The sequence below is a fragment of the Pseudomonas sp. Pseusp3 genome (assembly GCF_047304225.1).
GTDB lineage: Bacteria > Pseudomonadota > Gammaproteobacteria > Pseudomonadales > Pseudomonadaceae > Aquipseudomonas > Aquipseudomonas fluorescens_CD.
On sequence record NZ_JBGLYV010000011.1, the window covers coordinates 28,013 to 53,496 of the forward strand.

Consider the following 25,484-nt stretch of genomic DNA (forward strand, 5'->3'; position numbering starts at 1 on the left):
ATGAAGAGCGCGCCGCTCAGTGCATGAAACCTTCCATGAAACCGGCAACCCCGCTGGCCAGCTTGCGCCGCCAGGGTGCAGTGGCCGGGTTGGCCAGGGTCTGGTCCTCATGGACAAAGCTGCGGATGATTGCGTTGTAGCCAAGCCAGCGGATGGGTTCCGGCTCCCAGGCCCTGAGCGCGTCCAGGCCTCGCTGCGGGATGACCCACGGTTGGCGTACCAGATCGGTGTCGCGCCCCAGGATCAGGTCGGCCAGCGTCCGTCCTCCCAGGTTGCTGGCGCCGACGCCCTCCCCGCCATAGCCGCCCGACAAGGCGATGCCGTTGACCCGGTCGCAGAGCATGTGCGGCTTGAAGTGCCGGGACATGCCCAGGTTGCCGCCCCAGGAATGGGTGATCTGCACGTTCTTCAACTGCGGGAACAACTCGCCGAACAGATAGCGCCGCAGCTCTTTTTCATCCGTGGTCAGGTCGAAGTCGTGGCGCAGCTTGCCGGCGAACTGATAGCCGCCCCGGGCGCCAAAGATCAAACGGTTGTCAGCGGTACGCTGGCCATAGGTGACCTGGCGACTGGCCTCGCTGAACGCCTGGCCGCGGTTCAGGCCGATTTCGTCCCAGGTGGCCGCAGACAACGGCTCGGTCGCGACAATCAGGCTCTGCACCGGCATCTGATAACGCCCCAATGGCGGCAAGGTGACGGAGTAGCCTTCTACCGCCGGCACTATCCAGCGGCTGCGCACCGAGGCTTTCGCCGTGCGCAGGCTACCGGACTGCCAATGGGTGACCGGGCTGTTTTCGTAAATGTTGACCCCCAGCCGCTCAACGGCCCGGGCCAACCCGCGAACCAGCCTGGCCGGGTGGATGGTCGCAACGTGCGGTGCGTAGATACCGCCATAGGGTTTGGCGACGCGGATCTGTTGCGCCAGTTGTTCCGGGCTCAGCCAGCGATAGTGGCTGTCGTCGAGGCCCTGGCGGTGAAGATCGTCCAGGTAGCGGCGAAGGCTAGCCTCCTGCTCCGGATAGCGCGCCGCGCAATACAGCACCCCGCCTTTACGGTAATCGCAGTCGATGCCCTCGCGTTTGAGGACAATCTCCACTTCATCCGGAATGCTGTGCAGCAAATCGTAGGAAGCGCGGCGCTCTTCGACCGCAAGATCGGCCAGCAGGCGATCTTCACCCAGCAAATTGCCCATCAGCCAGCCGCCATTGCGCCCCGACGCGCCGAAACCGGCGGTTTGCGCTTCGACGATGGCAATGTTCAGTTCAGGTTTCTGCCGCTTGAGGTAGTACGCAGTCCAGAGGCCGGTGTAGCCCGCGCCGATGATTGCCACATCCACATCCAGATCCCGCTCCAGCGCCGGACGCGCCAATAGCGGCTCGTCGAGCTGGTCCATCCACAAACTGATAGTGCGCCACGCCGGCATGCAAGACTCCGCCACTCAAACTTCGATGACGTCGATCCTAGTGCGTGGGCTCAGGGGCTGTCTTGCGCGCGTGCACGCAAAGAAATTTGTTTGACGTAGGCCTTGGGTGACTGGCCGGTGTGCTGGCGGAAACAGCTGTAGAACGCCGACAGCGAATTGAATCCGGCGGCGAAGGCCAGTTCATCGATACGCAATGGCGGTGTGGCGGCATCCAGCGCTGCAAGCAAATGTTGCAGGCGCGCCTGGTTGACGTAGCGATAGAAACTCTGGCCCAGCACCTGATTCAACAGATAGGAAATCTGATTGCGGCTGTACCCACACTCCTTCGCCACCCGTTGCAGATCGAGCTCCGGGTCAAGGTACGGCTGTTGACCCTGGAAATACTGCTGCAGGTCATCGGCCATGAAGCTCAATTGGCGAGGCGACAGGCCGAGTCGGCTGACCGCCGGACGCTGGTTGCCGGAAGTCTTGCTGCCCGGTTGCTCGTGCACCAGTGAAGCATATTCATTGACCCGCCAGATCAGCCCGTCCTTGACGGTGATCGCTTCGCTGGCGCGGAACGACACCAGGCCTTCACCACCGCGCAAGGTGATTCGGTATTGAATGAACGCGGTATTGCCGTCCAGACGAATGCGGTCGGAGTGCTCCAGTGCTTCATCCGGATCCCGGGGCATGCTGCTGCGCACGTATTCGCGCAGTTCGGCCAGGCCCATGACCCGGTTCTGGAAAAAGTCGTTGTACTGGACTTCGGGGTGATAAAGCGCCATGACGCCGTCCAGATCCCGGTGCTTCCAGCGCAAGTGATAGCGCATGACCGTCTCGCCCGTGGCCTGGGTCTGCAACGGGCCATCATCATCGGCGTGCATGGAAAATCTCGACGGGAAAAAACCGAGCTTGCCCAACTTCCGCTTTGCCTTCAACGACTAAACGGATTATGGCGGGCAACCGGAAATGGCCGATAACAGTGAGCTGAATCAAAACAATGGCGGCAATCGCCAAACGACCTGAAAAATCCACATTTTTTTCACAGCCGGATGCTACTTTTAAAAACTGTCACTGGTTGAACCAATGAAGGTTCTCCCTCCTACCATGAGCTAAGGGAAGCGCTCGAAAATGAAGGCGGGCAACACATGAATAGAGGGTTCAGTAAGGTCACGTTTCCAAACGCCTGCCAGCTGATGCGCTGGCATTTTCATCCCATGGGTTTCGAGGCGAGCATGGACGCGCCGGGCAGCATGATTGCCCGTCTTTTTGACCGTGCCACAGGCGAGACCATGATCGCCATTGCCGGGATTCCTTGCGCCACCGTCATGAATGCCGCGGATGTAGAACGAATAATCGAAGCAGTAGAGGATGAGCTTGAAACCTTCACCCCACCGCAGGCCCTCAGGAGTTACGCCTGAAGGCTGAACGACTCAAAATAGCCCACATATCGTGGGCTTTTTTGTGGACTTTCACTGCATTGAAAGTCACTTCATTTTCAGCGGGATCACGGTCCCTTGTAGGAGCCGGCTTGCTGGCGATGGTCGTTAACGAGAACGCGTGTGAACTGGATAAACGCGGCGCACTTGAGTCCATCGCCGGCAAGCCGGCTCCTACAGGGTCTCGATTCAGGCGGTGATTTGGCTTTTACGCTGGTCGGCAAAAAACGCTTTGCCCTTGCCGATCCGGTCGGATGCCTTGGGCAGGTTCGCGGCCTGGGAGTCCTGCGCATCGACGTACCAGTAGCAATGGCTGACAGCGCGGGTGATACCCACATACGCCAGCCGCAGGATCTCGTCCTTCTGGGCGTTGTCATAGGGTTCGCTGTCACCGGCCTTGCCCAGGCCCGCCATCCGGTACACCTGATTCTTGTAAGGCGAACTGGTGAGGTGCTGGCAGTCGCCGAGCAAAAACACCGCATCGGCCTGGAGGCCCTTGGCGCTGTGATACGTCAGTTGCTTGAGCCTGCGCGCCTCATGCGGCAACCTCGAATCAACATTAACTACAGACTGAATATGCTCTTCTATCAATAACTTATCGCTGCTTTTTCGATAAAGCATCAAGGTTGAATCGCCCTTTCGATAATGCTCCATCAGGCGTTGGGCCATGCCTTGGTCATCGCGATCGAGGACGTTCACTGGCAACAAGGCCTTGGGTTCACCGCTGGCCTTGGCTTTCTTGCCGGCAATCGCCGGTGCCGCGCGCACGATGTGCTCGGCGGCATCAATGATGTGCTGATGGCTGCGATAGTTGTCGCTGAGCATGACCTTGGTGGTACTTGGCGACGGGAACTCCTTGTTGAACTCCATGAAGTAGGTCGGCGAACTGCCGCGCCAACCGTAGATGGACTGCCAGTCATCGCCCACACAGAGCAGCGAGGAACGCTGGGCTGCGCGTCCGACGTGCATGGCCGGTCCGCGACTGCGGATCTCTGCCAGGCTGGCCCTGATCCAGGAGACGATCTGCGGCGAGACGTCCTGAAATTCGTCGATCATCAGGTGTGACAACGGTCGCAGCAGCTCATCGCCGAGCAGTTTGAGATTCTCCGGCGAATGCTCGCTGAACAGGGCAAACATCCGGTTGTAGGTCATGATCGGCGGTTTCTGATCAAGCAAATGATCTTCCAGCGCTCGCCAGTAAAGGCTCAATGCCTCGAAGAAGAACCGGTCGGGATCGTCCTTGGCGAAACTCATCCGGGCCACGGCGTCCGGCACATCCAGCCCGAGGTTCTCGATGAACCCGGCGGCAGCGACAAAGCAATCCAGCAGCGGTGCAGAGGCGAGCTCGCCCTTGACCTTGTAATCGAAGCCCGGTCCGGCGCTGGCATCGCCGGCAAGCGAGGCTAAAACACGTTTTGACGATTCGTAACTATCTAGCCATATCAATGGCTTACGACAGAAAGCTTGAAACAGGGTGCGCTTTACTGCCCACTCTGCGCGCACCGACAGCTTGGCGTTTGGTCGCGTGACCTGCGGGTTTTCCCGAGGATCGAACCCCAGTACAACCCACGCATCCAGAGTCGGGATGTAGCCGTGACAATGGAATTTTGAACCGTTGATATCGAACGACTGACGTTTCGGTTCGATCCCCTTGATGGGCCAGGCACCGGCGCGAAACCACAGGTCTTCAATGGCGTCGCACAGTTCTTCATCGCGCTTGGCCGCCAGTTCGGTGACGCCCATGCGTTTCTGCACATCCGGGTGATCGCGCTCCAGCTCCCTGAGTTGCAAGGCATGCCGGGACAAGGGTTTGATCAACTCGCGAAAACGTTCATTGTCACTGTGCAGGCGGTGATAGCAGGCGTTGAGCTGTTGGCGTTGAGCGTCGTTGATGCGCAAATCGAATGGATTGCTGTCGACCTCCTCGTCCCCCTGCGCTGCCCGCAGGCTGAGGTTTTCGAAGGCCTGCAAACGCTCGAAACCCGGAAGACTGCGCACCATCGGCAGGATCCGAGAGTGGAAGGTGCGCACCAGATCCCGCGCCTCCTTGAAACTGATCGCTCGTCCCCAGAGCGCAAACAGTTCGATCAGCTTGTTGATGAAGTCCTTGCGCGACTCACGGGTGAAGGTCACCACCGTCATCGAGCTCAGCTCGAAGCCAAGATAATGGGTCAGCAGCAGGATACGCAGCACCAGCGTGGTCGACTTGCCTGCGCCGGCACCCGCGATCACCGAAGTGGACGGCGTGTCGCTGAAGATCATTTTCCACTGTGCAGTGCTGGGTTGGGCATGGGCTGGCAACAACCGGGCGACATCAGCCTTCATGCGCTTCTTCAACTCGGCGCTCAACGGCAGGCGCCAATCGTCGAACAACAGGTCGTCGACATTCGGTGGTCGGTGTTCAGTGCAGCGCGAGTCGCGGATCAGCAGGACCTGTCGACCCTCCTCCAGCCCTTCGAGCTTGCCTTCCTTATAGCCGTAATCGACCCCGGCACTGTGACCGCTGCGAAAACCGTCGGCCTGGCCATGCAACCACGACGCCCGATGCTGTGCGTGCAGGCGGGTCAGGCTGTAACCGAAGAATCGGGCGAGCAATCGCTTGATCAGCGGCATCTCGGCCAAGGGGCGAAGTTCGGGCGGGAGATCGGGGGTGTGTTGCGGCACGCGGACTGACTCCAGGGTGTGAGGCTGTTGAGCGCTATGGTGTCTGCATTTGCCGTTGAGTTCTAGTCAATTGCTTATGACTCATTGGCTTATGCGATGAAGTGAAGGTTGGATGAGAAACTTTCGAGGTTATTTCATATCAATCCATTCGATGGGAATGCAGCATTTTTTACGCTTTTTATCGATTGTTGGCTGTTGGATGATGGCTGTCATCACTCACCGGTCTCGCTTCATGGCCCAGGCGCCTCGCACCATGACGAACCTTTTCTGGAGACGATCATGCTTGAACTCAGACCTTTCAACTCGCTCGGCGGTGCTCACCACGGCTGGTTGGATGCTCACCACCATTTTTCGTTCGCCGAATACTACGATCCCAAGCGCATGAACTGGGGCAACCTGCGGGTCTGGAATGATGACGTGATCGCTCCCGGCACCGGTTTCCCGCAACACCCGCACCGTGACATGGAAATCATCACCTATGTCCGCGAAGGCGCAATCACCCACCAGGACAACCTGGGCAACAAGGGCCGTACCGAAGCGGGTGACGTCCAGGTCATGAGCGCCGGTACCGGGATTGCCCACAGCGAGTACAACCTGGAAGCGACGCCGACCACGATTTTCCAGATCTGGATTATCCCGAATGAGTCCGGTCTGGCGCCTTCCTGGGGCGCCAAACCGTTCCCGAAAGGCAACCGCGAAGGTTTTGTCACCCTGGCCAGCGGCAAGGAAGGCGACGATCAAAGCCTGCGTATTCGCGCCGATGCCCGGCTGGTAGCGGCCAACCTGAAGGCCGGCGAAAACGCCGAGTACCACTTGGACAACAGTCGTCGCGCCTACCTGGTACCGGCCACGGGTGTCATTGAGGTCAATGGCTTGCGTGCACAAGCTCGAGACGGTGTAGCCGTTGCCGACGAGCCTGTGTTGCGGGTGACTGCCATCGAGGACAGCGAGATCGTTCTGGTGGACCTGGCTTGACCTGCTGAACGCAACAAAAAAGGGGCGCATCGAATGCGCCCCTTTTTTGTGCCCGAACCACCACCCCTTGTAGGAGCGAGCCTGCTTGCGATGGAGTGTCAGTCGACGCCCATGCAGCTGACACACCTTCGCGAGTAAGCCCGCCCCCACAGGGGTATGTAGTTATTTCGCGGAAATGGCACCATCCACCAGCGTTTGCGCCTCTGCCACCAGTTGCTTGAGGTGGTCGTCGCTGACAAAGCTTTCGGCGTAGATCTTGTAGATGTCTTCCGTGCCCGACGGACGCGCAGCGAACCAGCCGTTTTCGGTCATGACCTTGAGGCCGCCAATGGCCTGGTCATTGCCCGGTGCATGGCTGAGGATGCTCTGGATCGGTTCGCCGGCCAATTGGGTCGAGGTGACCTGTTGCGGCGACAGCTTGCTCAACAGCGATTTCTGCTCCGGGTTGGCCTTGGCGTCGACCCGCACCGAGAACGGCTGACCCAATTCATCGGTCAAGGCACGATACGCCTGGCTCGGGTCGCGACCTGTCCGGGCAGTCATCTCGGCAGCCAGCAAGGCCGGGATCAAACCGTCCTTGTCAGTGCACCAGACGCTCCCGTCCTTGCGCAGGAACGAGGCTCCGGCGCTTTCTTCGCCGCCAAAACCCAGGGAACCATCGAACAGGCCATCGGCAAACCATTTGAAGCCAACCGGCACTTCGTACAGGCGGCGACCCAGGCGCCTGGCCACGCGATCGATCAAACCGCTGCTGACCACGGTTTTACCCACGGCAGCATCGGCGCGCCATTGCGGACGATTCTGGAACAGGTAGTCGATGGCAACGGCGAGGTAGTTGTTCGGCGCCAGCAAACCACCGGACGGCGTGACGATGCCATGGCGGTCGTGGTCCGGATCACAGGCAAACGCCACGTCGAAGCGTTCTTTCAGGCCAATCAGGCCTTGCATGGCGTGGCTGGACGATGGGTCCATGCGGATCTGGCCGTCCCAGTCGACGGTCATGAAGCGGAAGGTCGAATCGACCTCTTTGTTCACCACATCCAGGTCCAGACGGTAATGCTCGGCAATCGCCGACCAGTAGCGCACCCCCGCTCCACCCAGCGGATCGACACCCAGGCGCAGCTTGGCATCGCGGATGGCGTCGAAGTCGATCACGTTGATCAGGTCGGCGACATAGGTGTTGAGGTAGTCGTGACGATGGGTGGTGCTGGCCTTCAGTGCCTGCTCGTAGCTGATGCGTTTGACGCCGGCGAGCTTGTTGGCCAGCAGTTCGTTGGCCTTGGCTTCGATCCACTTGGTGATGTGGGTATCGGCCGGGCCGCCGTTGGTTGGGTTGTACTTGTAGCCACCGCTTTGCGGTGGGTTGTGGGACGGCGTGATGACAATGCCGTCCGCCAGGCCGGTGGTGCGACCACGGTTGTAGCAGAGAATCGCATGGGAAATGGCTGGCGTCGGCGTGTACTCGTCGCCAGCGGCGATCATTACGGTCACGCCGTTGGCCGCCAGTACTTCGAGGGCGCTGGCGCCGGCCGGCGTGGACAGCGCATGGGTGTCGATACCGACAAACAGCGGGCCATCGATGCCTTGAGCTTGGCGATACAGGCAGATTGCCTGGCTGATTGCCAGCACGTGCCATTCGTTGAAACTCAAGTCGAACGAGCTGCCGCGGTGCCCGGATGTGCCAAAGGCAACGCGCTGGGTCGAAATCGACGCATCAGGCTGGCCGGTGTAATAGGCCGTTACCAGTCGCGGGATGTCGACCAACAATTCTGCCGGTGCCGGTTTACCCGCAAAAGGACTGAGTGTCATGCAAAACCTCTGGAATAGAGTGGTTCAGGGATTGGGTCGCAGTTTACTGGCAGTTTGACCGCAACGCGATGGGATCGATCCTACAGAGTGAAGGATGTTATTTCTTGTCTCACTCGATCGATTCCAGACGCAGCGCATCCCCCAACAAGCCCAGTGCGGCCGGCAGGTTGTGATCGCCGCCGAACGTATGACTCAAGCGCAAATGCTGCCCGTGCAGACCGTGGAGGCTGAACAGTTCGCCCGGTGCGATGACCACTTGATGCGCCAGCAGGCGCTGGAACACTCGCCGTACATTGACCCGACGCAACGAGCGCACCCAGATCGTTGCACCGCCTTGCGGCTCGACGAAATGCAAGGCATCAGCCAGGCGCTCCTGCAACAACAGGGTCATTTGACTCTTGCGTTCCTTGAGTAGCCGCCGCAGCACCAGCAGGTGCTGATCGATGCGACCGCTGCTGTACAAACGGGCGATGGCTTTCTGGCGAATCGGCGAGAGACGAAAGGAACGCAGCAGAAAGTGCCGTTGCAGCTCAGCGCTCAAATGCCTTGAAAGCAGGTAACCGAAGGGCGCTTCCGCACCGATGGTTTTCTCGAACGTGGAAAACACCATCAGCCGCTCAGGGTCCAGCAAGTCGCGAAAACGCACACCGCCCAGGTCGAACCCGAGTTCGCCATAACAGTCGTTTTCCAGAACCCAACTGTCATGCGCGGCCAAAAGCCGGGCAATGTCTTGTCTGTTTTCGTCAGACGCCTGGCTGCCACGGGGCATGTTCAGGGCCGATGACAGCATCACCAGCCGCACAGGTTCGGTAGCCAGCAGCATTTTGAGTCGTTCCGGATCGAGGCAGCCATCGGCTTGCACGGGCAACTCGATCACCCGCACGCAGGCGGCTTGAAACAAACGCAGGATCGTCCAGTCGCACGGCGATTCGACCACTACGGTGGCATCTTTCAAGCCCAGCACGGCGATCAGGATTTCCATTACACCGCGAAGGTCGGCGCCGACGTACACATCATCGGCGTGCCAGTAACGCATGGGAGACGTGGTGTAGCGTGCCGCCAGGGCGGTGCGCAATTCAAGCTCGCCGCAGGGTTGCGAAGGCGACTGCGGTTGCCGGGGATACTGGCGCAGCAACTCTCGCTCCAGCAGCAACAAAGGACTGTCGAGCGGCTGCAACAACGCCGGTTCATCGGCGCTCAGGACCAGCATCCCCGGGCGCCTGGCGTTGACATAGACGGCTTCCAGCAGGTCGCTGCCGCTGTCCTGCAGGTTGATTGAGGACACTGGCAACGCGTAGTAGCCGGACTTGGCCACCGAATAGACGCGTCCTTCTTTCTCCAGCAGCGAATAGGCGTACTGGATGGTCGAGATCGACACATTGAGGCGCTCCGCGAGATGCCGCAGCGACGGCAGGCGGATGGGTGTATCCCCTTCCGACTCGTTGATCAGGCTGGCCAGGTATCGATAAACCGCCTGATAGGCAAAATCCGTTTCTCGTGGACCTTTCATCGTTGAAGGCCGACCGCAGTGGCTGAAAATCCGCCCACGTTCAGTGACCCGCTGACCATTCATCCACCAACGTGAGATCAGCGCCAGGATCGTCCGCAGTATTTTGCAATGCAGCCCTCTGGCTGGGTGTTTGAGGTGCTCCGCTTGCGCTTGCGGGCGACCCCTCCATGCGATAAAGCTGGCCAATCAGGCTGACGGGCAATCCGCTCACATCAATCATCCATTGCATGATCTGTTCGGCGACCGGATGCCCCTGCATGGCCCGGTGCAACTCGGGCATGGCCACCAGCATGCCCGGATGGCACTGACGCAGAAAACGCTTGAGCCCCGCACCTTTTTCGACAAAAGGCGCAAAAAGCAGGCACACCAGTTGTGTTTCGCTCAAGCCCAGGTTCTTTTGCGCCTCGGCCGCCGCTCGGGCGCGCCGCTCGCTCATTGTCGCCGGGTTGCCGAACACCTCGATGGCCTGCTCGCACAAACGTTCAGGCAAGCGCTTGCGGCGCATCATCACCAAGGCGTGTTGCAGGTATTGCGCAACGCCGGACTCGTAACTGCGCCCCTGAACGAAGCTTGCCTGCAACCCCCGGACGTGCGCCGAGATCGAAGGGCTGACGAATTCGTTGTCGCTGATCTGCGCGAACATTTCGTCAGGCTGGAACCCGAGAAATTCAGTCAGCAATGGCCAGCGCTCTTCCAGGTTACTGACCAGCAGGTCGTGAATGTCGATGCAAGCCGTACGACGACAGGTCTCAAAGCGCTCTTGCGGACGCCATGGGACCTGGCCGTAATCCACGTAGAACGCCTGATAACAGTCGCTGCCCAGCTCGTCGAGCAATGCGAACAACCCCGCATAACCAGCCTCGCCCGCGTGCGAAGGCTTGAGCCCGGCCTTGATGGCGGCACGCTTCAAACCGTCGATGAACTGTTTCTGCTGACGCGGCGTGTCACTGATGAGCAATGCATCGACACCACCGTCCCAGCGGGCGATTTGTCCGTAGAACTCCCCCGTGGCCAGATAACCGTCATCCCATAGGTCGAACCCTCCACGCCATTCCCGTCGATGGCCGATCAACAGCTGGTTCAGGCGGCTGGACTCGCGAGCGGCGTCGGAGATCGGCGTCAGGTGGTTGAACGGCAAGACTTCGCGATCATCGACCATCAACACCTCGACCCGGGGATCGTCATAGACAAACAATGCGCTGTTGGTCCGGTGCATGTTTTCCTCGGCTGCGCAGCTTGTTCCGTTCAACCGCAACGAGGCGATGCGCAACTGGAATGTCGCTGGCGCCCGCGTGGCAATGGTCAACTGCGCAGCACGCAACAGTGCCAGGGTGTAGCAGTTGTCACGGGCCCCGGACTGGATCGCCAACACCTTGTAATCGCCAATGTGCTCCATGCCCCCCGCCGCTACCGCCAGGCGCTGAATCAACAATTGCAATGCGGTACGTTCGGCGCGCGAGAAATATCCCAGCAATCGCTGCAGCACTTGTTGATAGACATAGTTCATCGCTTGGTCATGGATGCTGGTCATCTTTATTTACCTGATACTCGTAAGTTCAACATCGCGCAGACAGCAAATCCCATTGGACTGTCTGCACGAATGGAGTCATGGACCTTATTGCCAAATGCTAGCACTTGAATTTTCCGGAAATCATTTGAAATGATCGCAGCACCCCCTCGGCTTAATGGCGAAGGCGAGGCTATAGCGCCCGGCTGGCAAGGGTTTTGTCGATTGATTTCGTAGTCCTAGGAAACGTCCGACAAAGTCCCACAGACACTTAACACAAGAAATAAAGAAGAAAGTTGTCATTGTCTTTTTGGCAACTACACAACAACGAACTAATTTGGAGATTTGCACCCACGGCGCACGTTGAAAAGTTACAGCCTGACACCCAGCCATGACTCATTCCTTGAGATGAAAGTAATCATTCAATTATCAGGGCTTAGTGGCTGATTAGAAGCTACAGATTACGAGCAAAAACCAGTTCAGTTGCTGGACCGGTCTGCGGATCGACGGGTTTCGGAGGGCTGAAACGAAAGAGTCCGTGTGGGCACGGACTCTTGAGCGGGGTTACTGGATCGGGTCCTGGATGAGCGTTATGCCGGTTCGACCTGCAGCGCAACCCTTTCGCGACACGGGCATTCGTCCATGTAGCGGTGCGCTTCGACAAACTCGGCAAACGGGAAGACCCGAGTCTTGAGCGGCAGCAGAACGCGATCGGCGGTCAGTTGATTGATGTCGCGCAAGGCACGTTGCAGTGCGGCCTGGTCCTGGGTGATGCCCAGTTCCGGCTTGCCCGTGAAGTTGCCGATACAGTGTACGAAGAACTGAATGTTCTTCTGGAACGCTGCGCAGGCCGGGAACGGCGTCTGGTTGCCACCTTGCAGGCCGTACAGCACCAGGCTGCCGCGCGGCGCCAGCACATCGCCAAGCAACGACATCTGAGGACCGCCCAAACCATCGAACACCACATCCACGCCGCGGTTATCGGTGATTTTGTTGATCCGCATCAGCAGATCCTCTTCCTCGGTGACGATGACTTTCTCGGCACCCAGCGACAGCAGGTAATCACGCTCCTCCGCGCTCTTGGTCGCGGCGATCACTCGAACACCCAAGGCCTTGCCCAGTTGTACGAACGAGGGGCCGGCGCAATGGCTGGCGTCGGTCACCAGGGCAAACTGCCCGGGCTTGACCCGTGCCAGATCCGTATAGCCGAAATAGGCAACCAGCAACGGTGTGTAGTGCACGCTGGCTTCAATCGGGCTGAGCACATCCGGGTAGCGGGTCAGTGCCGAGCGCGGCAGAACGATCTGCTCGCCGTAGACCGGGTAATCGTTCGGGCTTTGGGCCGGAAAGCTGGCAACCTTGTCACCAACCGCCAGGTCATCCACGCCCTCGCCGACGGCGGTGACGATACCGGCCATTTCATGACCAAGGCCTGAAGGCAGGCGAGCATGGGACGAGGCCAGGTTCTGGCGCCAGAGAATGTCATACCAGCTGATGCCGATCGCTTCGACGCGCACCTGCACTTCGCCCGGTGCAGGCAGAGCCGCCGCATGCTCTTCGCATTTGAGCACCTCGGCTGGACCAAACTTGTGAAAACGGATCGTGCGGGACATCGCAAACCTCGCCAAATGAACCTCTAATGCCTTGAACTCTAGCTGGGCTTTCAACCCAACACTATCAGTGGCTATTAATAGTCGACATGCCTGTCATTGATTCCACAGCATCGTCAAATGCCGCAGGAAACTGGCCTCCTTGGCAGGAAATTGGAATTACCCGGTGCAGAGTACCAGCCTTTCCCCGTAATATTCCTGCTGGCCATTGTTCTCATATGGCCGCTCACGTCAAGTTTGCTGACTCTGCCAGGACTCCAGATGAATCGTAATGACCTACGTCGTGTCGACCTGAACCTGTTGATCGTTTTCGAAACATTGATGCACGAACGCAGCGTGACCCGTGCCGCGGAAAAACTGTTCCTCGGCCAGCCAGCCATCAGTGCGGCGCTCTCGCGCCTGCGCGGGTTGTTCGATGATCCTTTGTTTGTGCGTACCGGCCGCAGCATGGAGCCATCCGCCCGGGCGATCGAGATTTTCGCCCTGCTGTCGCCGGCACTGGATTCGATTTCCACGGCCGTCAGCCGTGCCGCCGAGTTCGATCCTGCCACAAGTACCGCCGTGTTCCGCATCGGCCTGTCGGACGATGTCGAATTCGCCTTGCTGCCCATGCTGCTCAAGCGCCTGCGTGCCGAATCGCCGGGGATTGTGCTGGTGGTGCGCAGGGTCAACTACATCCTGATGCCGGGGTTGCTGGCATCCGGCGAGATCTCCATCGGCGTCAGTTACACCACCGACCTGCCGGCCAATGCCAAGCGCAAGGTCCTGCGCCGCAGCAAGCCGAAGCTGTTGCGCGCCGACACCGTGCCGGGGCCGTTGAGCCTGGATGACTACTGCGCCCGCCCCCATGCACTGGTGTCGTTTGCCGGCGACCTCAGCGGCTTCATAGATGAAGAGCTGGAAAAGCTCGGGCGCAAACGTCATGTGGTGCTTGCGGTGCCGCAGTTCAACGGGCTGAGCACCCTGCTCTCCGGCACCGACATCGTGGCGACGGTACCGGACTATACCGCCGAAGCACTGACTGCCGCCGGTGGTGTACGGGCCGAAGATCCGCCGTTGCCGGTACGCAGTTTCGAACTGCACATGGCCTGGCGCGGGTCCCAAGACAATGATCCGGGGGAGCGCTGGTTAAGGTCGCGGATTCAGATGTTCTTCGGGGATCCGGATAGCCTCTGAGAAGGCTTGTAGAATACCTCCAAGGGGACCAGGTTTGGCGCAGGCCTGAATGAAAACGGGCGCCTCAGCGGGCGCCCGTTTTGTTGTAGCGGGTTGCATGACCGACATCGGGTGCATCGACGTCGAACCGGGGAAGATCAGCAAAAGAATTTCGTATACCCTAGCGCTATCTCACTCCAAATGACCGCCGCCGTGAACCTACCCAAACTCAACGCACCCGACCTTGGTAACACGCCTTCGACTTCGGAAATCATCACGCGCCATCTGCGGGATGCGATTGTCGCCGGGCATTTTGCCGAGGATGAGCCGATTCGCCAGGACGACATCGCCCGCCAGTTCAATGTCAGCAAGATCCCTGTGCGCGAAGCCCTCAAGCGGCTGGAGGCCGAAGGGTTGGTGATGTTCCAGCGCAATCGCGGGGCAATGGTCACGCGGGTTTCCGATGCGGAACTGGCGCAGATGTTCGAAGTGCGGATGTTGCTGGAGGACAAGATTCTGCGCCTGGCCATTCCGAACATGACCGAAGAGACCTTCGCCCGTGCCGAGCGCATCTGTCAGGAGTTCATCGGCGAGGACGACGTGGGGCGCTGGGCCGAGCTCAACTGGGAACTGCATTCCTGCCTGTACGAGCCGGCGCAGCGACCGTTTCTGGTGAGCCTGATCCGTTCGGTCAACGACAAGCTGGAGCGTTATCTACGCATGCAGATGAGCTTGTCGGCCGGTAAGGAGCGGGCCGATCACGAACACCGCGAGATCCTGGCGGCCTGCCGCGCCGGGGATGTGGACCTGGCGGTGAAGCTTCTGGACGAGCACATTGCCGGCGTCTGCACGACCCTGTTCGAGCACCTGCCCCACACCCACTGACAGCTGCGGAAGCTGTGCCGATTTCGTCATCGACACAGACTAAATCCATCAAGCCGACACCCGCCGCACGGGCCACTCTTGCGTTCACTCAACCGAATGGACGTGGCCCTCCCATGAAACGCATCTCTGTGATCGACTCCCACACCGGCGGCGAACCGACCCGCCTGGTGACCGCCGGCTTTCCTGACCTGGGCACTGGCAGCATGGTCGAACGGCGCAAGGTATTGAGCGAACAGCATGATCAATGGCGCGCCGCCTGTATGCTGGAACCACGGGGCAGTGACGTACTGGTGGGCGCCCTGCTCTGCGCGCCGGTGGACCCTGGCGCCTGTGCCGGGGTGATTTTCTTCAACAACACCGGTTATCTGGGCATGTGCGGCCATGGCACCATCGGCCTGGTGGCGTCGTTGGCGCACCTGGGCAAGATCGGCCCCGGTGTGCACCGCATCGAAACGCCGGTGGGCACGGTGCAGGCAACCCTGCACGAAGACCATTCGGTGAGCGTGCGCAACGTGCCGGCCTACCGTTATCGCAAAGCGCTGGCGGTGCAGGTGCCGGGCATCGGCCAGGTGGTCGGTGATATCGCTTGGGGCGGCAACTGGTTTTTCCTGATCGCCGAGCATGGCCTGCGGGTGGCCGGCGACAACCTCGAAGCACTGACCGCTTACACCTTCGCCGTGCAGCAAGCACTGGAAGCCCAAGGCATTCGCGGTGAAGACGGCGGCTTGATCGATCACGTCGAGTTGTTCGCCGATGACGATCACGCCGACAGCCGCAACTTCGTGCTCTGCCCCGGCAAAGCCTATGACCGTTCGCCCTGCGGCACCGGCACCAGTGCCAAACTGGCATGCCTGGCCGCCGACGACAAGTTGCAACCGGGGCAGATCTGGCGCCAGGCCAGCGTCATCGGCAGCGAGTTCGAGGGTTCCTACGAACTGCAGGGTGAGCGCATCGTGCCGACCATTCGTGGTCGCGCGTTCATCAGTGCCGAGGCGAGCCTGATCATCGAACAGGACGACCCGTTCGCCTGGGGCATTCGTTCATGAACGAGGGCCAGGTAGCCGATGTGATCGTGATCGGCGCCGGCATTATCGGCGCCGCCTGTGCCCAGGCGCTGGCCCGTCGCGGCTTGCAGGTGCTGGTTTTGGACGCCGGCCTGCACGGCGCCACAGCCGCCGGCATGGGCCACTTGCTGGTACTCGACGACAACCCCGCCGAACTGGCCCTGAGTCAATATTCGTTGCAGCGCTGGCGCGAACTGGGCGCGGACCTGCCCGACAGCTGTGCCTACCGCTGCAACGGCACGCTGTGGCTGGCAGCGAATGTCGAAGAAATGGCGGTGGCCCACAGCAAATTCCTGAACCTGCAAGCCCAGGGCGTGGCGTGCGAACTGATCGGCGCCAATGCCCTGCGCCAGCGCGAACCGGAACTGAGCGAAGGACTGGAAGGCGGCTTGCTGATCATTGGCGACGGCATTCTATACGCCCCGGCCACGGCCGGATGGATGCTCGAAACACCGAACATCCGCCAGCGCCGGGCACGGGTCAGTGCGGTCGATGGCAACCGCGTCTGCCTCGATGATGGTCACTGGTTGAGTGCCGATGCCGTGGTGTTGGCCAACGGTATTCAAGCCAACGAGTTGTGCCCGGAATTGCCCATCGAGCCGAAAAAAGGCCACTTGCTTATCACTGACCGCTACCCCGGCAGAGTCACCCATACGCTGGTGGAACTGGGTTACGTCACCAGTGCCCACAACGCCTCGGGGCCGTCGACCGCCTGCAATATCCAGCCGCGCCCCACCGGGCAACTGTTCATCGGCGCCTCGCGGCAATTCGGCACCACCGACCCGCAGGTCGAAGGCTGGATGCTCGCGAAAATGCTCAAGCGTGCCGCCGAGTACATGCCGGGGCTGGCCCGGCTCAATGGCATCCGTGCCTGGACCGGTTTGCGCGCCGCCAGCCCCGACGGCTTGCCGCTGGTGGGCCAACATCCACAACGTCAAGGCTTGTGGCTGGCAGTCGGTCACGAAGGACTGGGCGTAACCACCGCCCCCGGCACCGCCGATTTACTGGTGGCGCAACTGTTCAACGAAACCCCGCCACTGGCCGCACAACCTTATCTGCCCCAGCGTTTTCTCGGAGAACCGGTCTATGCCTGAGTTGTTGCTGGACGGCCACGTCCTGAAAGTCGCCGAAGGCACCAGCGTCGCCGCTGCCCTGGCGTTGGCCAGTGACGGCTGCACGCGCACCTCAGTCAGCGGTCAGCGCCGTGCGCCGCTGTGCGGCATGGGCATTTGTCAGGAATGCCGGGTGACCATCGATGGCCGGCGTCGCCTGGCTTGCCAGACCCTGTGCCGTGACGGCATGCAGGTGGAGACTCGCCCATGAATGAATACGCTGATCTGTTGATCATTGGCGCTGGCCCTGCCGGGATGGGCGCCGCCCTTGCCGCCGCCCCCAGCGGCGCCCGCATTGTCATGCTCGACGACAACCCGCTGCCGGGCGGGCAAATCTGGCGCGCCGGACCTCAAGCCAACGTGCCCGGTCAGGCCCGGCGCCTGCGCGAGCGTCTGGCGTCGTGCAACAACATCCGCCATCACGCCGGTACCCGGGTGATCGCCGCCCCCGGCGCGAAACAACTGCTGGTCGAAGATGACGACCATGGCTGGTTGATCAGCTACGACAAACTGATTCTGTGCACCGGCGCCCGTGAATTGCTGCTGCCCTTCCCCGGCTGGACCCTGCCGGGAGTCACCGGTGCGGGTGGTTTGCAGGCGCTGATCAAGGCCGGTTTGCCGGTTCAGAACGAGCGCGTGGTGATCGCCGGCAGCGGCCCGCTGTTACTGGCCAGTGCCGCCACCGCCAAACAGCATGGCGCGCAAGTGCAACGCATCGCCGAACAGGCCAGCCGCAGCGCCGTCGCCGGTTTCGCAGCGCAACTGCCGCGCTGGCCCGGCAAATGGCTGCAATCGTTCAGCCTGTTCGACCACCACTACCGCACCGCCACCCACGTATTGGCAGCGCTTGGCACCGACCGAGTGGAAGGCGTGCGCCTGCAACAACAAGGCAACATTGTTGAGTTGGAATGTGATCGGCTGGCCTGTTCTTTCGGGTTGATTCCCAATATTCAGTTGGGTCAGGCACTGGGTTGCGCCATCGAAGATCAAGCCATCACGGTGGATGCCTGGCAGGCCAGCAACCGCGCCGATCATTATGCGGCGGGCGAATGCACAGGGTTCGGCGGCAGTGAACTGGCCTTGGTGGAAGGTGCAATTGCCGGCCACGCTGCGGTCGGCAATCTGGAAGCCGCCAAGCAATTCTGGCCGCGGCGGGCGCGCTGGCAGGGTTTCGCCAAGGCGCTGAACAGCGCGTTCGCCCTCGACCCGCGACTCAAGTCCCTGGCCCAACCCGACACCCTGGTTTGCCGCTGCGAAGACGTGCCCTACGCGGCATTGACCGGTCACTCTGGCTGGCGCGAAGCCAAACTCGCCAGTCGCTGCGGCATGGGTGCCTGCCAGGGCCGGGTGTGTGGCGGCGCAGTACAGCATTTGTTTGGTTGGCAGCCCTCGGCACCGCGCCCACCCTTCAGCCCGGCGCGGATCGAAACCTTGATGTCCCTGGACGATACCCCGTCAGCGTGATGACCACGCCTGGGGTTTCGGCCACGCTGCCGAGTGTCTATGATCCCGGGGGTCCCCCTCAGACCCCCAGCACCATGTATCCCTCGCTCACCACCTTTAAACCATGCGATCTGCCGACGCTGCTTAATAGCCTTCAGCCCATCGCGCTATTGCTCGACACCCTGTCGGACGTGGTGTTTTTCATCAAGGACTGCGAGGCCCGCTACGCCTTCGTCAACCAGACCCTGGCCCGGCGTTGTGGTTTCAAACACAGGGACGAACTGCTGGGGCGCACCGCCGAAATGGTCTTCCCGGAACGCTTCGGTCCGCTGTACACCGAGCAGGATCGGCGAGTGCTGTCCAGCGGTCGCGAACTGGCCGATAAGCTGGAGCTGCATTTGTATTATGGCAATCAGCCGATCTGGTGCCTGACCCACAAACTTGCCTTGAAAAATGAACAGGGTCGAATCGTGGGCCTGGCCTGTATCTCCCGCGACCTGCAATCGCCGCAGTCCAACCATCCCGCGTTCCAGAAACTCGCCGCCGTGGATGCCCATATCCGCCGCCACTTCGCCCGCTCCATCAGCCTCGCCGAACTGACCGCCATCGGTGGCTATTCCGTGGCGCAATTGGAGCGGCATTGCAAACGGGTGTTCCAGCTCACTCCACGGCAAATGATTCACAAGGCGCGCCTGGAAGAAGGTTCGCGGTTATTACTGCACACCGGGTTGCCGATTACCGAGATTGCCTTGCGCTGTGGTTACACCGACCACAGTGCCTTCAGCCGGCAGTTTCGGGCGCTGACCAGTTTGTCGCCGAGTCAGTATCGCGACAACCAGCGTTAGGTTTGGGGGCATATCCGTTTTTGATCTTCAGCGATTGTTCTGACATCGGTGGCTCAAGGCCGCACACAGCATTGACCAGTGTTCCTTAAAGGTGCGCCCACGCTACCGCTGCTCCCAAATGTAACACCTGTCCTCACTGCCTTGGCGTCACCGCGCTACGAGTTGCAGCGCTACAAAACCTCTACGCCAAGGCCTGACAACTAATTCACACCTCGGACTGGAAATAGGCACGTTGATTGCTATTGTTGATATCGTATACGAAATCCCCAATACGATATTCAACAGCACTTCACATCAACGAGGCCTCTATGAAAAACCCCGCATTTGCCGTAGCCCTCAGCGCTGTTCTCAGTACCTCCTTTATCGCCACTGCCCAGGCCGACAAGCTCGACGACATCATCGGTTCGGGCAAGCTGCGCTGCGCGGTGACCCTGGACTTCCCGCCCATGGGCTTTCGCGATGCCAGCAACTCGCCGGCCGGCTTCGATGTGGACTATTGCCGCGACCTGGCGAAGATCCTCGGGGTCGAGGCCGAAGTGGTGGAAACGCCGTTCCCGGATCGCATTCCGGCACTGGTCTCCGGGCGGGCTGACGTGATCGTCGCGTCTACCTCCGACACCCTCGAACGCGCCAAGACCGTTGGCCTGACCGTGCCCTACTTTGCCTTCCAGATGGTAGTGCTGACCCGCGACGACACCGGCATCAACGGCTTCGACGACCTCAAGGGCAAAGCAGTGGGCAACACCAGCGGCACCTATGAGGCCATCGCCCTGGAGAAAGACGTGAAGAACTGGGGCTCGGGCAGTTTCCGAGCCTACCAGTCGCAGAGCGATACCCTGCTAGCCGTCGCCCAAGGCCACATCGATGCCACTGTGGTCACCAACACCGTGGCCGCCGCCACCCTCAAGTCGGGCAAATACAAAAACCTGAAAGTCGCCGGTAACGCCCCGTACGTCATCGACTACGTGTCCCTGGGTGCCAAGCGCAGCGAGTACGGCCTGCTCAACTACCTCAACCTGTTTGTCAACCAACAAGTGCGCAACGGTCGCTACAAGGAGCTGTTCGTTAAATGGGTCGGCACCGAGATCCCGCCGACCAACCTGACCGTGCCTCAGGTCTACTACTGAGATGTCCGGCATGCCTGGGTCAATTTCTCTGACCGGACGCAGCCTGGTGGCGGGTGCCGCGCAAGGCGCCCTGCTGTTCGCCGATGTCGGCTTGAGTTTCTGGGGCGGAGTCGATCCCTGCACGGGTGAAGTCATCGACCGCCATCACCCGCTCAGCGGCCAACACCTGGCCGGCCGCGTGCTGGCGATTCCCAGTGGTCGCGGCTCGTGCACCGGCAGCAGTGTGTTGATGGAACTGATCAGCAACGGCCATGCACCGACAGCATTGGTGCTGGCCGAAGCCGACGAGATCCTGACCTTGGGCGTGCTGGTGGCGCAAACCATTTTTGCCCGTTCCCTGCCGGTGCTGTGCATCGGCAGGGAGGCCTTCGCCGCCTTGCGCGGCCAGGCCTTCGCCCGGGTCGAAAATACAACGCTGAGCCTGTTCGATCACCTGCCGGGCGACGCCTGGCAAGCGCTCGACAGCCCATTACCAAACACTGACAGCAGCGCCTCGATCAGGCTCACCGGGCACGATCGGGCGATGCTCGATGGCCGGCATGGCAAGGCCGCGAAAATGGCCATGCAGATCGTCCTGCGTATGGCCGAACTGCAGGGTGCCGACCAATTGGTGGATGTCACTCAAGCACACATCGACGGCTGCATTTACACCGGACCGGCGAGCCTGCGCTTTGCCGGGCAACTGGTGCAATGGGGAGCAAAAGTGCGAGTGCCCACCACCCTCAATTCAATTTCCGTCGACCAGCGCCGTTGGCGCGAACTGGGTATCGATCCGGCACTGGGTGAACCGGCCAGTGCCTTGGGCGATGCTTATATGGCGATGGGCGCACAGCTCAGTTTCACTTGCGCGCCGTACCTGCTCGACACTGCACCGAAGGCTGGCGAGCAAATCGTCTGGGCGGAATCCAACGCAGTGGTCTACGCCAACAGCGTGCTCGGTGCACGCACCCTGAAATACCCGGATTACCTGGACATCTGCATCGCCCTCACCGGTCGCGCCCCGCTGATCGGCTGCCACCTGGACGCACAACGCAAGGCCCGGTTGCAGCTCGAGTTGCCTGCCCTCGGTGAACTGGACGATGCCTTCTACCCGCTGCTGGGTTACCACATTGGTGCCCTGGCCGGCAGTCGCGTGCCGCTGGTGCTGGGACTGGAAAAACGCAAGCCGAGCCTGGACGACCTCAAAGCCTTTGGCGCGGCCTTCGCCACCACCTCTGCGGCACCACTGTTCCACATCGCCGGGGTCACCCCGGAGGCCATTGACCCGGCGCAGGTGCTGGATGCGGACACTGCCATTGCCGTGGAAAAAATCCGCCTGAAGGACCTGCTGTCGAGCTGGCGCAAACTAAACAGTGCTCGCGATAACCGGGTGGATGTGGTGTCGCTGGGTAACCCGCACTTTTCCCTCAGCGAGTTCGCTCACCTGGCGCAACTGTGCCGGGGACGACAAAGACACCCGGATGTGGTGCTTGCCATCACCTGCGGCCGTGCCGTGCTGGAGCAGGCCCGCGAGGCCGGGCACATCGCCGTGATCGAAGCGTTTGGCGCGACCCTGGTCACCGACACCTGCTGGTGCATGCTCGGCGAACCCGTAATCCCCCTGGCGGCTAAAACCCTGATGACCAACTCGGGCAAATACGCCCACTACGCACCGGGCCTGGTCGGCCGCAAGGTGCACTTCGCCAGCCTTGCCGAATGCGTCGACGCGGCCTGCACCGCAATGGCCAGCGGACGTTTGCCGGCCTGGTTACAACCTGCAGCCCTACTGGAGACCCCTGCGCATGTTTGACTACAGCTTCCAATGGCGCTCCGCCTTGCGCGCCCTGCCGGACATGCTTGCCGGTGCCATCGTCACCTTCGAAACCGCCGCGCTGTCGATGATCTTCGGCGTGCTGATCGCCCTGGTCCTGACGGTGATGCGCGAGGCCAAACACCCATTACTGCGCGGGTTCGGCAACGGTTGGGTATCGATTGCCCGCAACACCCCGTCGCTGTTCCAGATCTACATCCTCTACTTCGGCCTCGGCTCGCTGAACCTGCACGTCAGTTCCTGGTTCGCCCTGCTGGCCGGGATCACCTTCAACAATGCCGGGTATCTGGCGGAGAACTTTCGCGGCGGCCTCAAGGCCGTGCCTGACACGCAGGTGCGTGCGGCGCGTTCCCTCGGCATGAGTGCCTTCCAGGCCTACCGCATGATCATCGTCCCGCAACTGCTGCGGGTCGTGTTCTACCCGCTGACCAATCAGATGGTCTGGGCGGTGTTGATGACGTCGCTGGGGGTGATCGTCGGACTAAACAATGATCTGACCGGTGTGACCCAGGAATACAACGTCAAAACCTTCCGCACCTTCGAGTATTTCGCCATTGCAGCGGTGCTGTATTACTTGATTGCCAAGGCGATCGTCGCGGCAGCCCGGCTGATGGCCTGGCGGTTGTTCCGTTACTGAGGAGCTGTCCATGTTTTCCACCGATTTTTCCTCGAATGACCTGATGTTCCTGCTCAACGGTGCGTGGGTCACGATGCAACTGACGTTCTGGTCGATCATTCTCGGCTCCTTGGCCGGGTTGGTCTTCGGCCTGCTGCGGGCCTTGTTGCCACGGGCCAGCCGGCCGTTGGCCTGGGTGCTGGACGTGTTTCGCAGCGTGCCGTTGCTGATCCAGTTCGTACTGTTCAACTCACTCAAAAGCATCATCGGTTTGAACATCAGCGCCTTTAGCGTCGGCTGCATTGTGTTGGGGGTTTACGCTGCGGCGTACTTCACCGAGATCGTGCGTGCCGGCGTGCTGGCGGTGCCGTTCACAGTGCGCCGGGCCAGCCGTTCGCTGGGGCTGAGCTTCTTGCAGGACTTGCGCTGGATCGTTCTGCCGATGGCCACCCGAGTAGCGTTCCCCGGCTGGCTGAACCTGGTGCTCGGTGTAATGAAAGACACTGCGCTGGTGATGTGGATCGGTATCGTCGAACTGCTGCGCGCCTCGCAAACCATCGTCACGCGCATCCAGGAACCGTTGCTGGTGCTGTGCATCGCGGGCCTTATCTACTACGTCATGAGCCTGGTGGTCGCACGCCTGGGCGCTCGTCTGGAAAGAAGGTGGCAAGAAAATGATTGAGATCGACAACGTACATAAATCCTTCGGCAACCTCGAAGTGGTCAAGGGCGTCAACCTGACGGTGAACAAGGGCGAAGTGGTGTCGATCATTGGCGGCTCCGGCTCCGGCAAATCGACCTTGCTGATGTGCATCAACGGCCTGGAACCGATCCAGAAAGGCAACATCCGCGTTGACGGCGTCGAGGTCCATCACAGCGCCACCGACCTCAATCGCCTGCGGCAGAAAATCGGCATTGTGTTCCAGCAATGGAATGCCTTCCCGCACCTGACGGTGCTGGAAAACGTCATGCTCGCTCCGCGCAAAGTGCTGGGTAAAAGCAAGGCTGAAGCAGAAGAGCTAGCGGTGAAGCAACTGACCCACGTCGGTCTGGGCGACAAGCTCAAGACCTTCCCTGGCAAGCTGTCCGGTGGACAGCAACAACGCATGGCCATCGCCCGCGCCCTGGCCATGTCACCGGACTACATGTTGTTTGACGAAGCCACCTCGGCCCTCGATCCGCAGTTGGTAGGTGAAGTGCTGGACACCATGCGCATGCTCGCCGAAGACGGCATGACCATGGTGTTGGTGACCCACGAAATCCGCTTTGCCCGGGACGTGTCCGACCGTGTGGCGTTCTTCCGCAATGGCCTGGTGCATGAGATTGGTTCGCCGGACCAGGTGATTGGCAATCCGGTGCGTGCGGAGACTGCAGAGTTTCTGAAATCAGTGAAATAGCGACTGAGGCCTTCACAGGCGAAACAAGGAGCAAACCATGCGTTCATCAAAAGTCATTCATGTAGTCAGCTGCCACGCCGAAGGCGAAGTCGGCGACGTGATCGTGGGCGGTGTCGCCCAGCCGCCAGGCGCCACCGTGTGGGAACAGTCACGCTGGATCGCCCGGGACGAAACCCTGCGCAACTTCGTCCTCAACGAACCCCGCGGCGGCGTGTTTCGCCACGTCAACCTGCTGGTTCCGGCCAAGGACCCACGGGCGCAGATGGCCTGGATCATCATGGAACCGGCGGACACCCCGCCGATGTCCGGCTCCAACTCGTTGTGCGTCGCCACCGTATTGCTCGACAGCGGCATCCTGCCCATGACCGAGCCGCAAACACGCCTGGTGCTGGAAGCGCCCGGCGGCCTGATCGAAGCCGTGGCCGACTGCCGGGATGGCAAGGTGAAACGGGTGGAAGTGAAAAACGTGCCGTCCTTCGCTGATCGACTGGATGCGTGGATTGAAGTCGAAGGCATCGGCTCGCTGAAGGTTGACACCGCTTATGGTGGCGACAGTTTTGTGATTGCCGATGCCAAAGGCCTGGGTTTCTCCATCCGCCCGGATGAAGCGGCCGATCTGGTGGCGGTCGGGCTGAAAATCACTCGAGCGGCCAACGAACAACTGGGCTTCGTGCATCCGCTGAATCCCGAGTGGTCGCACATTTCCTTCTGCCAGATCGCCGCGCCGATCGTCAATGAGAACGGCGTCGCCACCGGCGCCAATGCGGTGGTGATTCAACCGGGCAAGATCGACCGCTCCCCCACCGGCACGGGTTGCTCGGCGCGCATGGCGGTGTTGCAGGCCAAAGGCTTGATGCAGGTTGGCGAGCGTTTTGTCGGCCGTTCGATTATCGGCTCCGAGTTCCACTGCCGCATTGATTCGTTGACCGAAGTCGCCGGCCGCGCCGCGATTTACCCGTGCATTTCCGGCCGGGCGTGGATCACCGGCACCCATCAATTGCTGCTCGACCCAAGCGATCCGTGGCCACAAGGCTATCGCCTGTCCGACACTTGGCCCGGCGCCTGATCACGCAATCCCTGCCCCCCCAGACCATCGGCCAGTAAAAACCCC

General features: G+C 60.7%; 22 protein-coding genes. 15 read left to right on the top strand and 7 right to left on the bottom strand.

The window, feature by feature from the left end:
- Positions 1-16 precede the first annotated feature (16 nt).
- Together ACCD00_RS05945 and ACCD00_RS05950 are read right to left on the bottom strand one after the other, a co-directional pair.
- Complete coding sequence (locus ACCD00_RS05945; protein WP_413422779.1) at positions 17-1,423, bottom strand: NAD(P)/FAD-dependent oxidoreductase; 1,407 nt, start codon at positions 1,421-1,423, stop codon at positions 17-19.
- A gap of 50 nt (positions 1,424-1,473) precedes the next feature.
- The gene (locus tag ACCD00_RS05950) at positions 1,474-2,289 is read right to left on the bottom strand and encodes a helix-turn-helix domain-containing protein (RefSeq protein WP_413422781.1); all 816 of its coding nucleotides are present in this window, start codon (positions 2,287-2,289) and stop codon (positions 1,474-1,476) included.
- 264 nt (positions 2,290-2,553) lie between these two features.
- On the opposite strand from ACCD00_RS05950, the gene ACCD00_RS05955 reads away from it, so the two are divergent.
- On the top strand, positions 2,554-2,826 hold the full coding sequence (locus ACCD00_RS05955) for a DUF1652 domain-containing protein (RefSeq protein ID WP_413422783.1): 273 nt from the start codon (positions 2,554-2,556) through the stop codon (positions 2,824-2,826).
- 207 nt (positions 2,827-3,033) lie between these two features.
- Here ACCD00_RS05955 and ACCD00_RS05960 read toward each other — a convergent pair whose 3' ends face one another.
- Complete coding sequence (locus ACCD00_RS05960) at positions 3,034-5,508, bottom strand: UvrD-helicase domain-containing protein (protein ID WP_413422785.1); 2,475 nt, start codon at positions 5,506-5,508, stop codon at positions 3,034-3,036.
- Between the two features lie 279 nt (positions 5,509-5,787).
- Here ACCD00_RS05960 and ACCD00_RS05965 point away from each other — a divergent pair, with 279 nt between their 5' ends.
- Positions 5,788-6,483, top strand: coding sequence for a pirin family protein (locus ACCD00_RS05965; protein ID WP_413422787.1), 696 nt, complete (start codon positions 5,788-5,790; stop codon positions 6,481-6,483).
- 162 nt (positions 6,484-6,645) lie between these two features.
- Here ACCD00_RS05965 and pgm read toward each other — a convergent pair whose 3' ends face one another.
- From pgm to ACCD00_RS05985, 4 genes are all read right to left on the bottom strand, one after another.
- A complete protein-coding gene (pgm, locus tag ACCD00_RS05970) occupies positions 6,646-8,292 on the bottom strand; it encodes a phosphoglucomutase (alpha-D-glucose-1,6-bisphosphate-dependent) (protein WP_413422789.1) in 1,647 nt (548 codons plus the stop codon).
- Between the two features lie 109 nt (positions 8,293-8,401).
- Positions 8,402-9,802 carry a PLP-dependent aminotransferase family protein gene (locus tag ACCD00_RS05975; protein WP_413422791.1) on the bottom strand — a complete coding sequence of 467 codons (1,401 nt, stop codon included), beginning with the start codon at positions 9,800-9,802 and terminating at the stop codon, positions 8,402-8,404.
- A gap of 40 nt (positions 9,803-9,842) precedes the next feature.
- Complete coding sequence (locus tag ACCD00_RS05980) at positions 9,843-11,333, bottom strand: hypothetical protein (protein WP_413422793.1); 1,491 nt, start codon at positions 11,331-11,333, stop codon at positions 9,843-9,845.
- 566 nt (positions 11,334-11,899) lie between these two features.
- Positions 11,900-12,922, bottom strand: a complete 1,023-nt coding sequence (locus ACCD00_RS05985) for a zinc-dependent alcohol dehydrogenase family protein (RefSeq protein ID WP_413422795.1) — start codon at positions 12,920-12,922, stop codon at positions 11,900-11,902.
- 258 nt (positions 12,923-13,180) lie between these two features.
- Here ACCD00_RS05985 and ACCD00_RS05990 point away from each other — a divergent pair, with 258 nt between their 5' ends.
- The 13 genes from ACCD00_RS05990 to ACCD00_RS06050 all read left to right on the top strand — a co-directional run bounded on the left by ACCD00_RS05990 (position 13,181) and on the right by ACCD00_RS06050 (position 25,439).
- Positions 13,181-14,095 (top strand): LysR family transcriptional regulator, encoded by a 915-nt coding sequence (locus ACCD00_RS05990; protein ID WP_413422797.1) that lies wholly within the window; start codon positions 13,181-13,183, stop codon positions 14,093-14,095.
- Between the two features lie 180 nt (positions 14,096-14,275).
- Complete coding sequence (locus tag ACCD00_RS05995) at positions 14,276-14,959, top strand: GntR family transcriptional regulator (protein WP_007994315.1); 684 nt, start codon at positions 14,276-14,278, stop codon at positions 14,957-14,959.
- Positions 14,960-15,072: 113 nt separating this feature from the next.
- Positions 15,073-16,005, top strand: a complete 933-nt coding sequence (locus tag ACCD00_RS06000; protein WP_413422799.1) for a 4-hydroxyproline epimerase — start codon at positions 15,073-15,075, stop codon at positions 16,003-16,005.
- A complete protein-coding gene (locus tag ACCD00_RS06005) occupies positions 16,002-17,117 on the top strand; it encodes an NAD(P)/FAD-dependent oxidoreductase (protein ID WP_413422801.1) in 1,116 nt (371 codons plus the stop codon). The genes ACCD00_RS06000 and ACCD00_RS06005 overlap by 4 nt, the downstream gene beginning before the upstream one ends.
- A complete protein-coding gene (locus tag ACCD00_RS06010; protein ID WP_413422803.1) occupies positions 17,110-17,346 on the top strand; it encodes a 2Fe-2S iron-sulfur cluster-binding protein in 237 nt (78 codons plus the stop codon). Before ACCD00_RS06005 ends, ACCD00_RS06010 begins: the two co-directional genes overlap by 8 nt.
- The gene (locus ACCD00_RS06015; RefSeq protein ID WP_413422805.1) at positions 17,343-18,599 is read left to right on the top strand and encodes an FAD-dependent oxidoreductase; all 1,257 of its coding nucleotides are present in this window, start codon (positions 17,343-17,345) and stop codon (positions 18,597-18,599) included. Before ACCD00_RS06010 ends, ACCD00_RS06015 begins: the two co-directional genes overlap by 4 nt.
- Before the next feature lie 74 nt (positions 18,600-18,673).
- On the top strand, positions 18,674-19,423 hold the full coding sequence (locus ACCD00_RS06020; RefSeq protein ID WP_413422807.1) for a helix-turn-helix domain-containing protein: 750 nt from the start codon (positions 18,674-18,676) through the stop codon (positions 19,421-19,423).
- 308 nt (positions 19,424-19,731) lie between these two features.
- Positions 19,732-20,550 (top strand): transporter substrate-binding domain-containing protein, encoded by an 819-nt coding sequence (locus ACCD00_RS06025; RefSeq protein ID WP_008018651.1) that lies wholly within the window; start codon positions 19,732-19,734, stop codon positions 20,548-20,550.
- A gap of 10 nt (positions 20,551-20,560) precedes the next feature.
- Positions 20,561-22,339 carry an aconitase X gene (locus ACCD00_RS06030; protein ID WP_413422809.1) on the top strand — a complete coding sequence of 593 codons (1,779 nt, stop codon included), beginning with the start codon at positions 20,561-20,563 and terminating at the stop codon, positions 22,337-22,339.
- Positions 22,332-22,997 (top strand): amino acid ABC transporter permease, encoded by a 666-nt coding sequence (locus ACCD00_RS06035; protein ID WP_413422811.1) that lies wholly within the window; start codon positions 22,332-22,334, stop codon positions 22,995-22,997. Before ACCD00_RS06030 ends, ACCD00_RS06035 begins: the two co-directional genes overlap by 8 nt.
- A gap of 10 nt (positions 22,998-23,007) precedes the next feature.
- Complete coding sequence (locus tag ACCD00_RS06040) at positions 23,008-23,658, top strand: amino acid ABC transporter permease (RefSeq protein WP_008018647.1); 651 nt, start codon at positions 23,008-23,010, stop codon at positions 23,656-23,658.
- Positions 23,651-24,373 (top strand): amino acid ABC transporter ATP-binding protein, encoded by a 723-nt coding sequence (locus ACCD00_RS06045; protein WP_008018646.1) that lies wholly within the window; start codon positions 23,651-23,653, stop codon positions 24,371-24,373. Before ACCD00_RS06040 ends, ACCD00_RS06045 begins: the two co-directional genes overlap by 8 nt.
- A gap of 37 nt (positions 24,374-24,410) precedes the next feature.
- Entirely contained in the window at positions 24,411-25,439 is a 1,029-nt protein-coding gene (locus ACCD00_RS06050; protein ID WP_413422814.1) for a trans-3-hydroxy-L-proline dehydratase, read from the top strand.
- Positions 25,440-25,484 lie beyond the last annotated feature (45 nt).

Excerpts from the sequence above, each read along its gene's own strand:
- ACCD00_RS05945 (WP_413422779.1), bottom strand. The coding sequence starts at position 1,423 with ATGCCGGCGTGGCGCACTATCAGTTTGTGGATGGACCAGCTCGACGAG.
- ACCD00_RS05950 (WP_413422781.1), bottom strand. The coding sequence starts at position 2,289 with ATGCACGCCGATGATGATGGCCCGTTGCAGACCCAGGCCACGGGCGAG.
- ACCD00_RS05955 (WP_413422783.1), top strand. The coding sequence starts at position 2,554 with ATGAATAGAGGGTTCAGTAAGGTCACGTTTCCAAACGCCTGCCAGCTG.
- ACCD00_RS05965 (WP_413422787.1), top strand. The coding sequence starts at position 5,788 with ATGCTTGAACTCAGACCTTTCAACTCGCTCGGCGGTGCTCACCACGGC.
- pgm (WP_413422789.1), bottom strand. The coding sequence starts at position 8,292 with ATGACACTCAGTCCTTTTGCGGGTAAACCGGCACCGGCAGAATTGTTG.
- ACCD00_RS05975 (WP_413422791.1), bottom strand. The coding sequence starts at position 9,802 with ATGAAAGGTCCACGAGAAACGGATTTTGCCTATCAGGCGGTTTATCGA.
- ACCD00_RS05980 (WP_413422793.1), bottom strand. The coding sequence starts at position 11,333 with ATGACCAGCATCCATGACCAAGCGATGAACTATGTCTATCAACAAGTG.
- ACCD00_RS05985 (WP_413422795.1), bottom strand. The coding sequence starts at position 12,922 with ATGTCCCGCACGATCCGTTTTCACAAGTTTGGTCCAGCCGAGGTGCTC.
- ACCD00_RS05990 (WP_413422797.1), top strand. The coding sequence starts at position 13,181 with ATGAATCGTAATGACCTACGTCGTGTCGACCTGAACCTGTTGATCGTT.
- ACCD00_RS05995 (WP_007994315.1), top strand. The coding sequence starts at position 14,276 with ATGACCGCCGCCGTGAACCTACCCAAACTCAACGCACCCGACCTTGGT.
- ACCD00_RS06000 (WP_413422799.1), top strand. The coding sequence starts at position 15,073 with ATGAAACGCATCTCTGTGATCGACTCCCACACCGGCGGCGAACCGACC.
- ACCD00_RS06005 (WP_413422801.1), top strand. The coding sequence starts at position 16,002 with ATGAACGAGGGCCAGGTAGCCGATGTGATCGTGATCGGCGCCGGCATT.
- ACCD00_RS06010 (WP_413422803.1), top strand. The coding sequence starts at position 17,110 with ATGCCTGAGTTGTTGCTGGACGGCCACGTCCTGAAAGTCGCCGAAGGC.
- ACCD00_RS06015 (WP_413422805.1), top strand. The coding sequence starts at position 17,343 with ATGAATGAATACGCTGATCTGTTGATCATTGGCGCTGGCCCTGCCGGG.
- ACCD00_RS06020 (WP_413422807.1), top strand. The coding sequence starts at position 18,674 with ATGTATCCCTCGCTCACCACCTTTAAACCATGCGATCTGCCGACGCTG.
- ACCD00_RS06025 (WP_008018651.1), top strand. The coding sequence starts at position 19,732 with ATGAAAAACCCCGCATTTGCCGTAGCCCTCAGCGCTGTTCTCAGTACC.
- ACCD00_RS06030 (WP_413422809.1), top strand. The coding sequence starts at position 20,561 with ATGCCTGGGTCAATTTCTCTGACCGGACGCAGCCTGGTGGCGGGTGCC.
- ACCD00_RS06035 (WP_413422811.1), top strand. The coding sequence starts at position 22,332 with ATGTTTGACTACAGCTTCCAATGGCGCTCCGCCTTGCGCGCCCTGCCG.
- ACCD00_RS06040 (WP_008018647.1), top strand. The coding sequence starts at position 23,008 with ATGTTTTCCACCGATTTTTCCTCGAATGACCTGATGTTCCTGCTCAAC.
- ACCD00_RS06045 (WP_008018646.1), top strand. The coding sequence starts at position 23,651 with ATGATTGAGATCGACAACGTACATAAATCCTTCGGCAACCTCGAAGTG.
- ACCD00_RS06050 (WP_413422814.1), top strand. The coding sequence starts at position 24,411 with ATGCGTTCATCAAAAGTCATTCATGTAGTCAGCTGCCACGCCGAAGGC.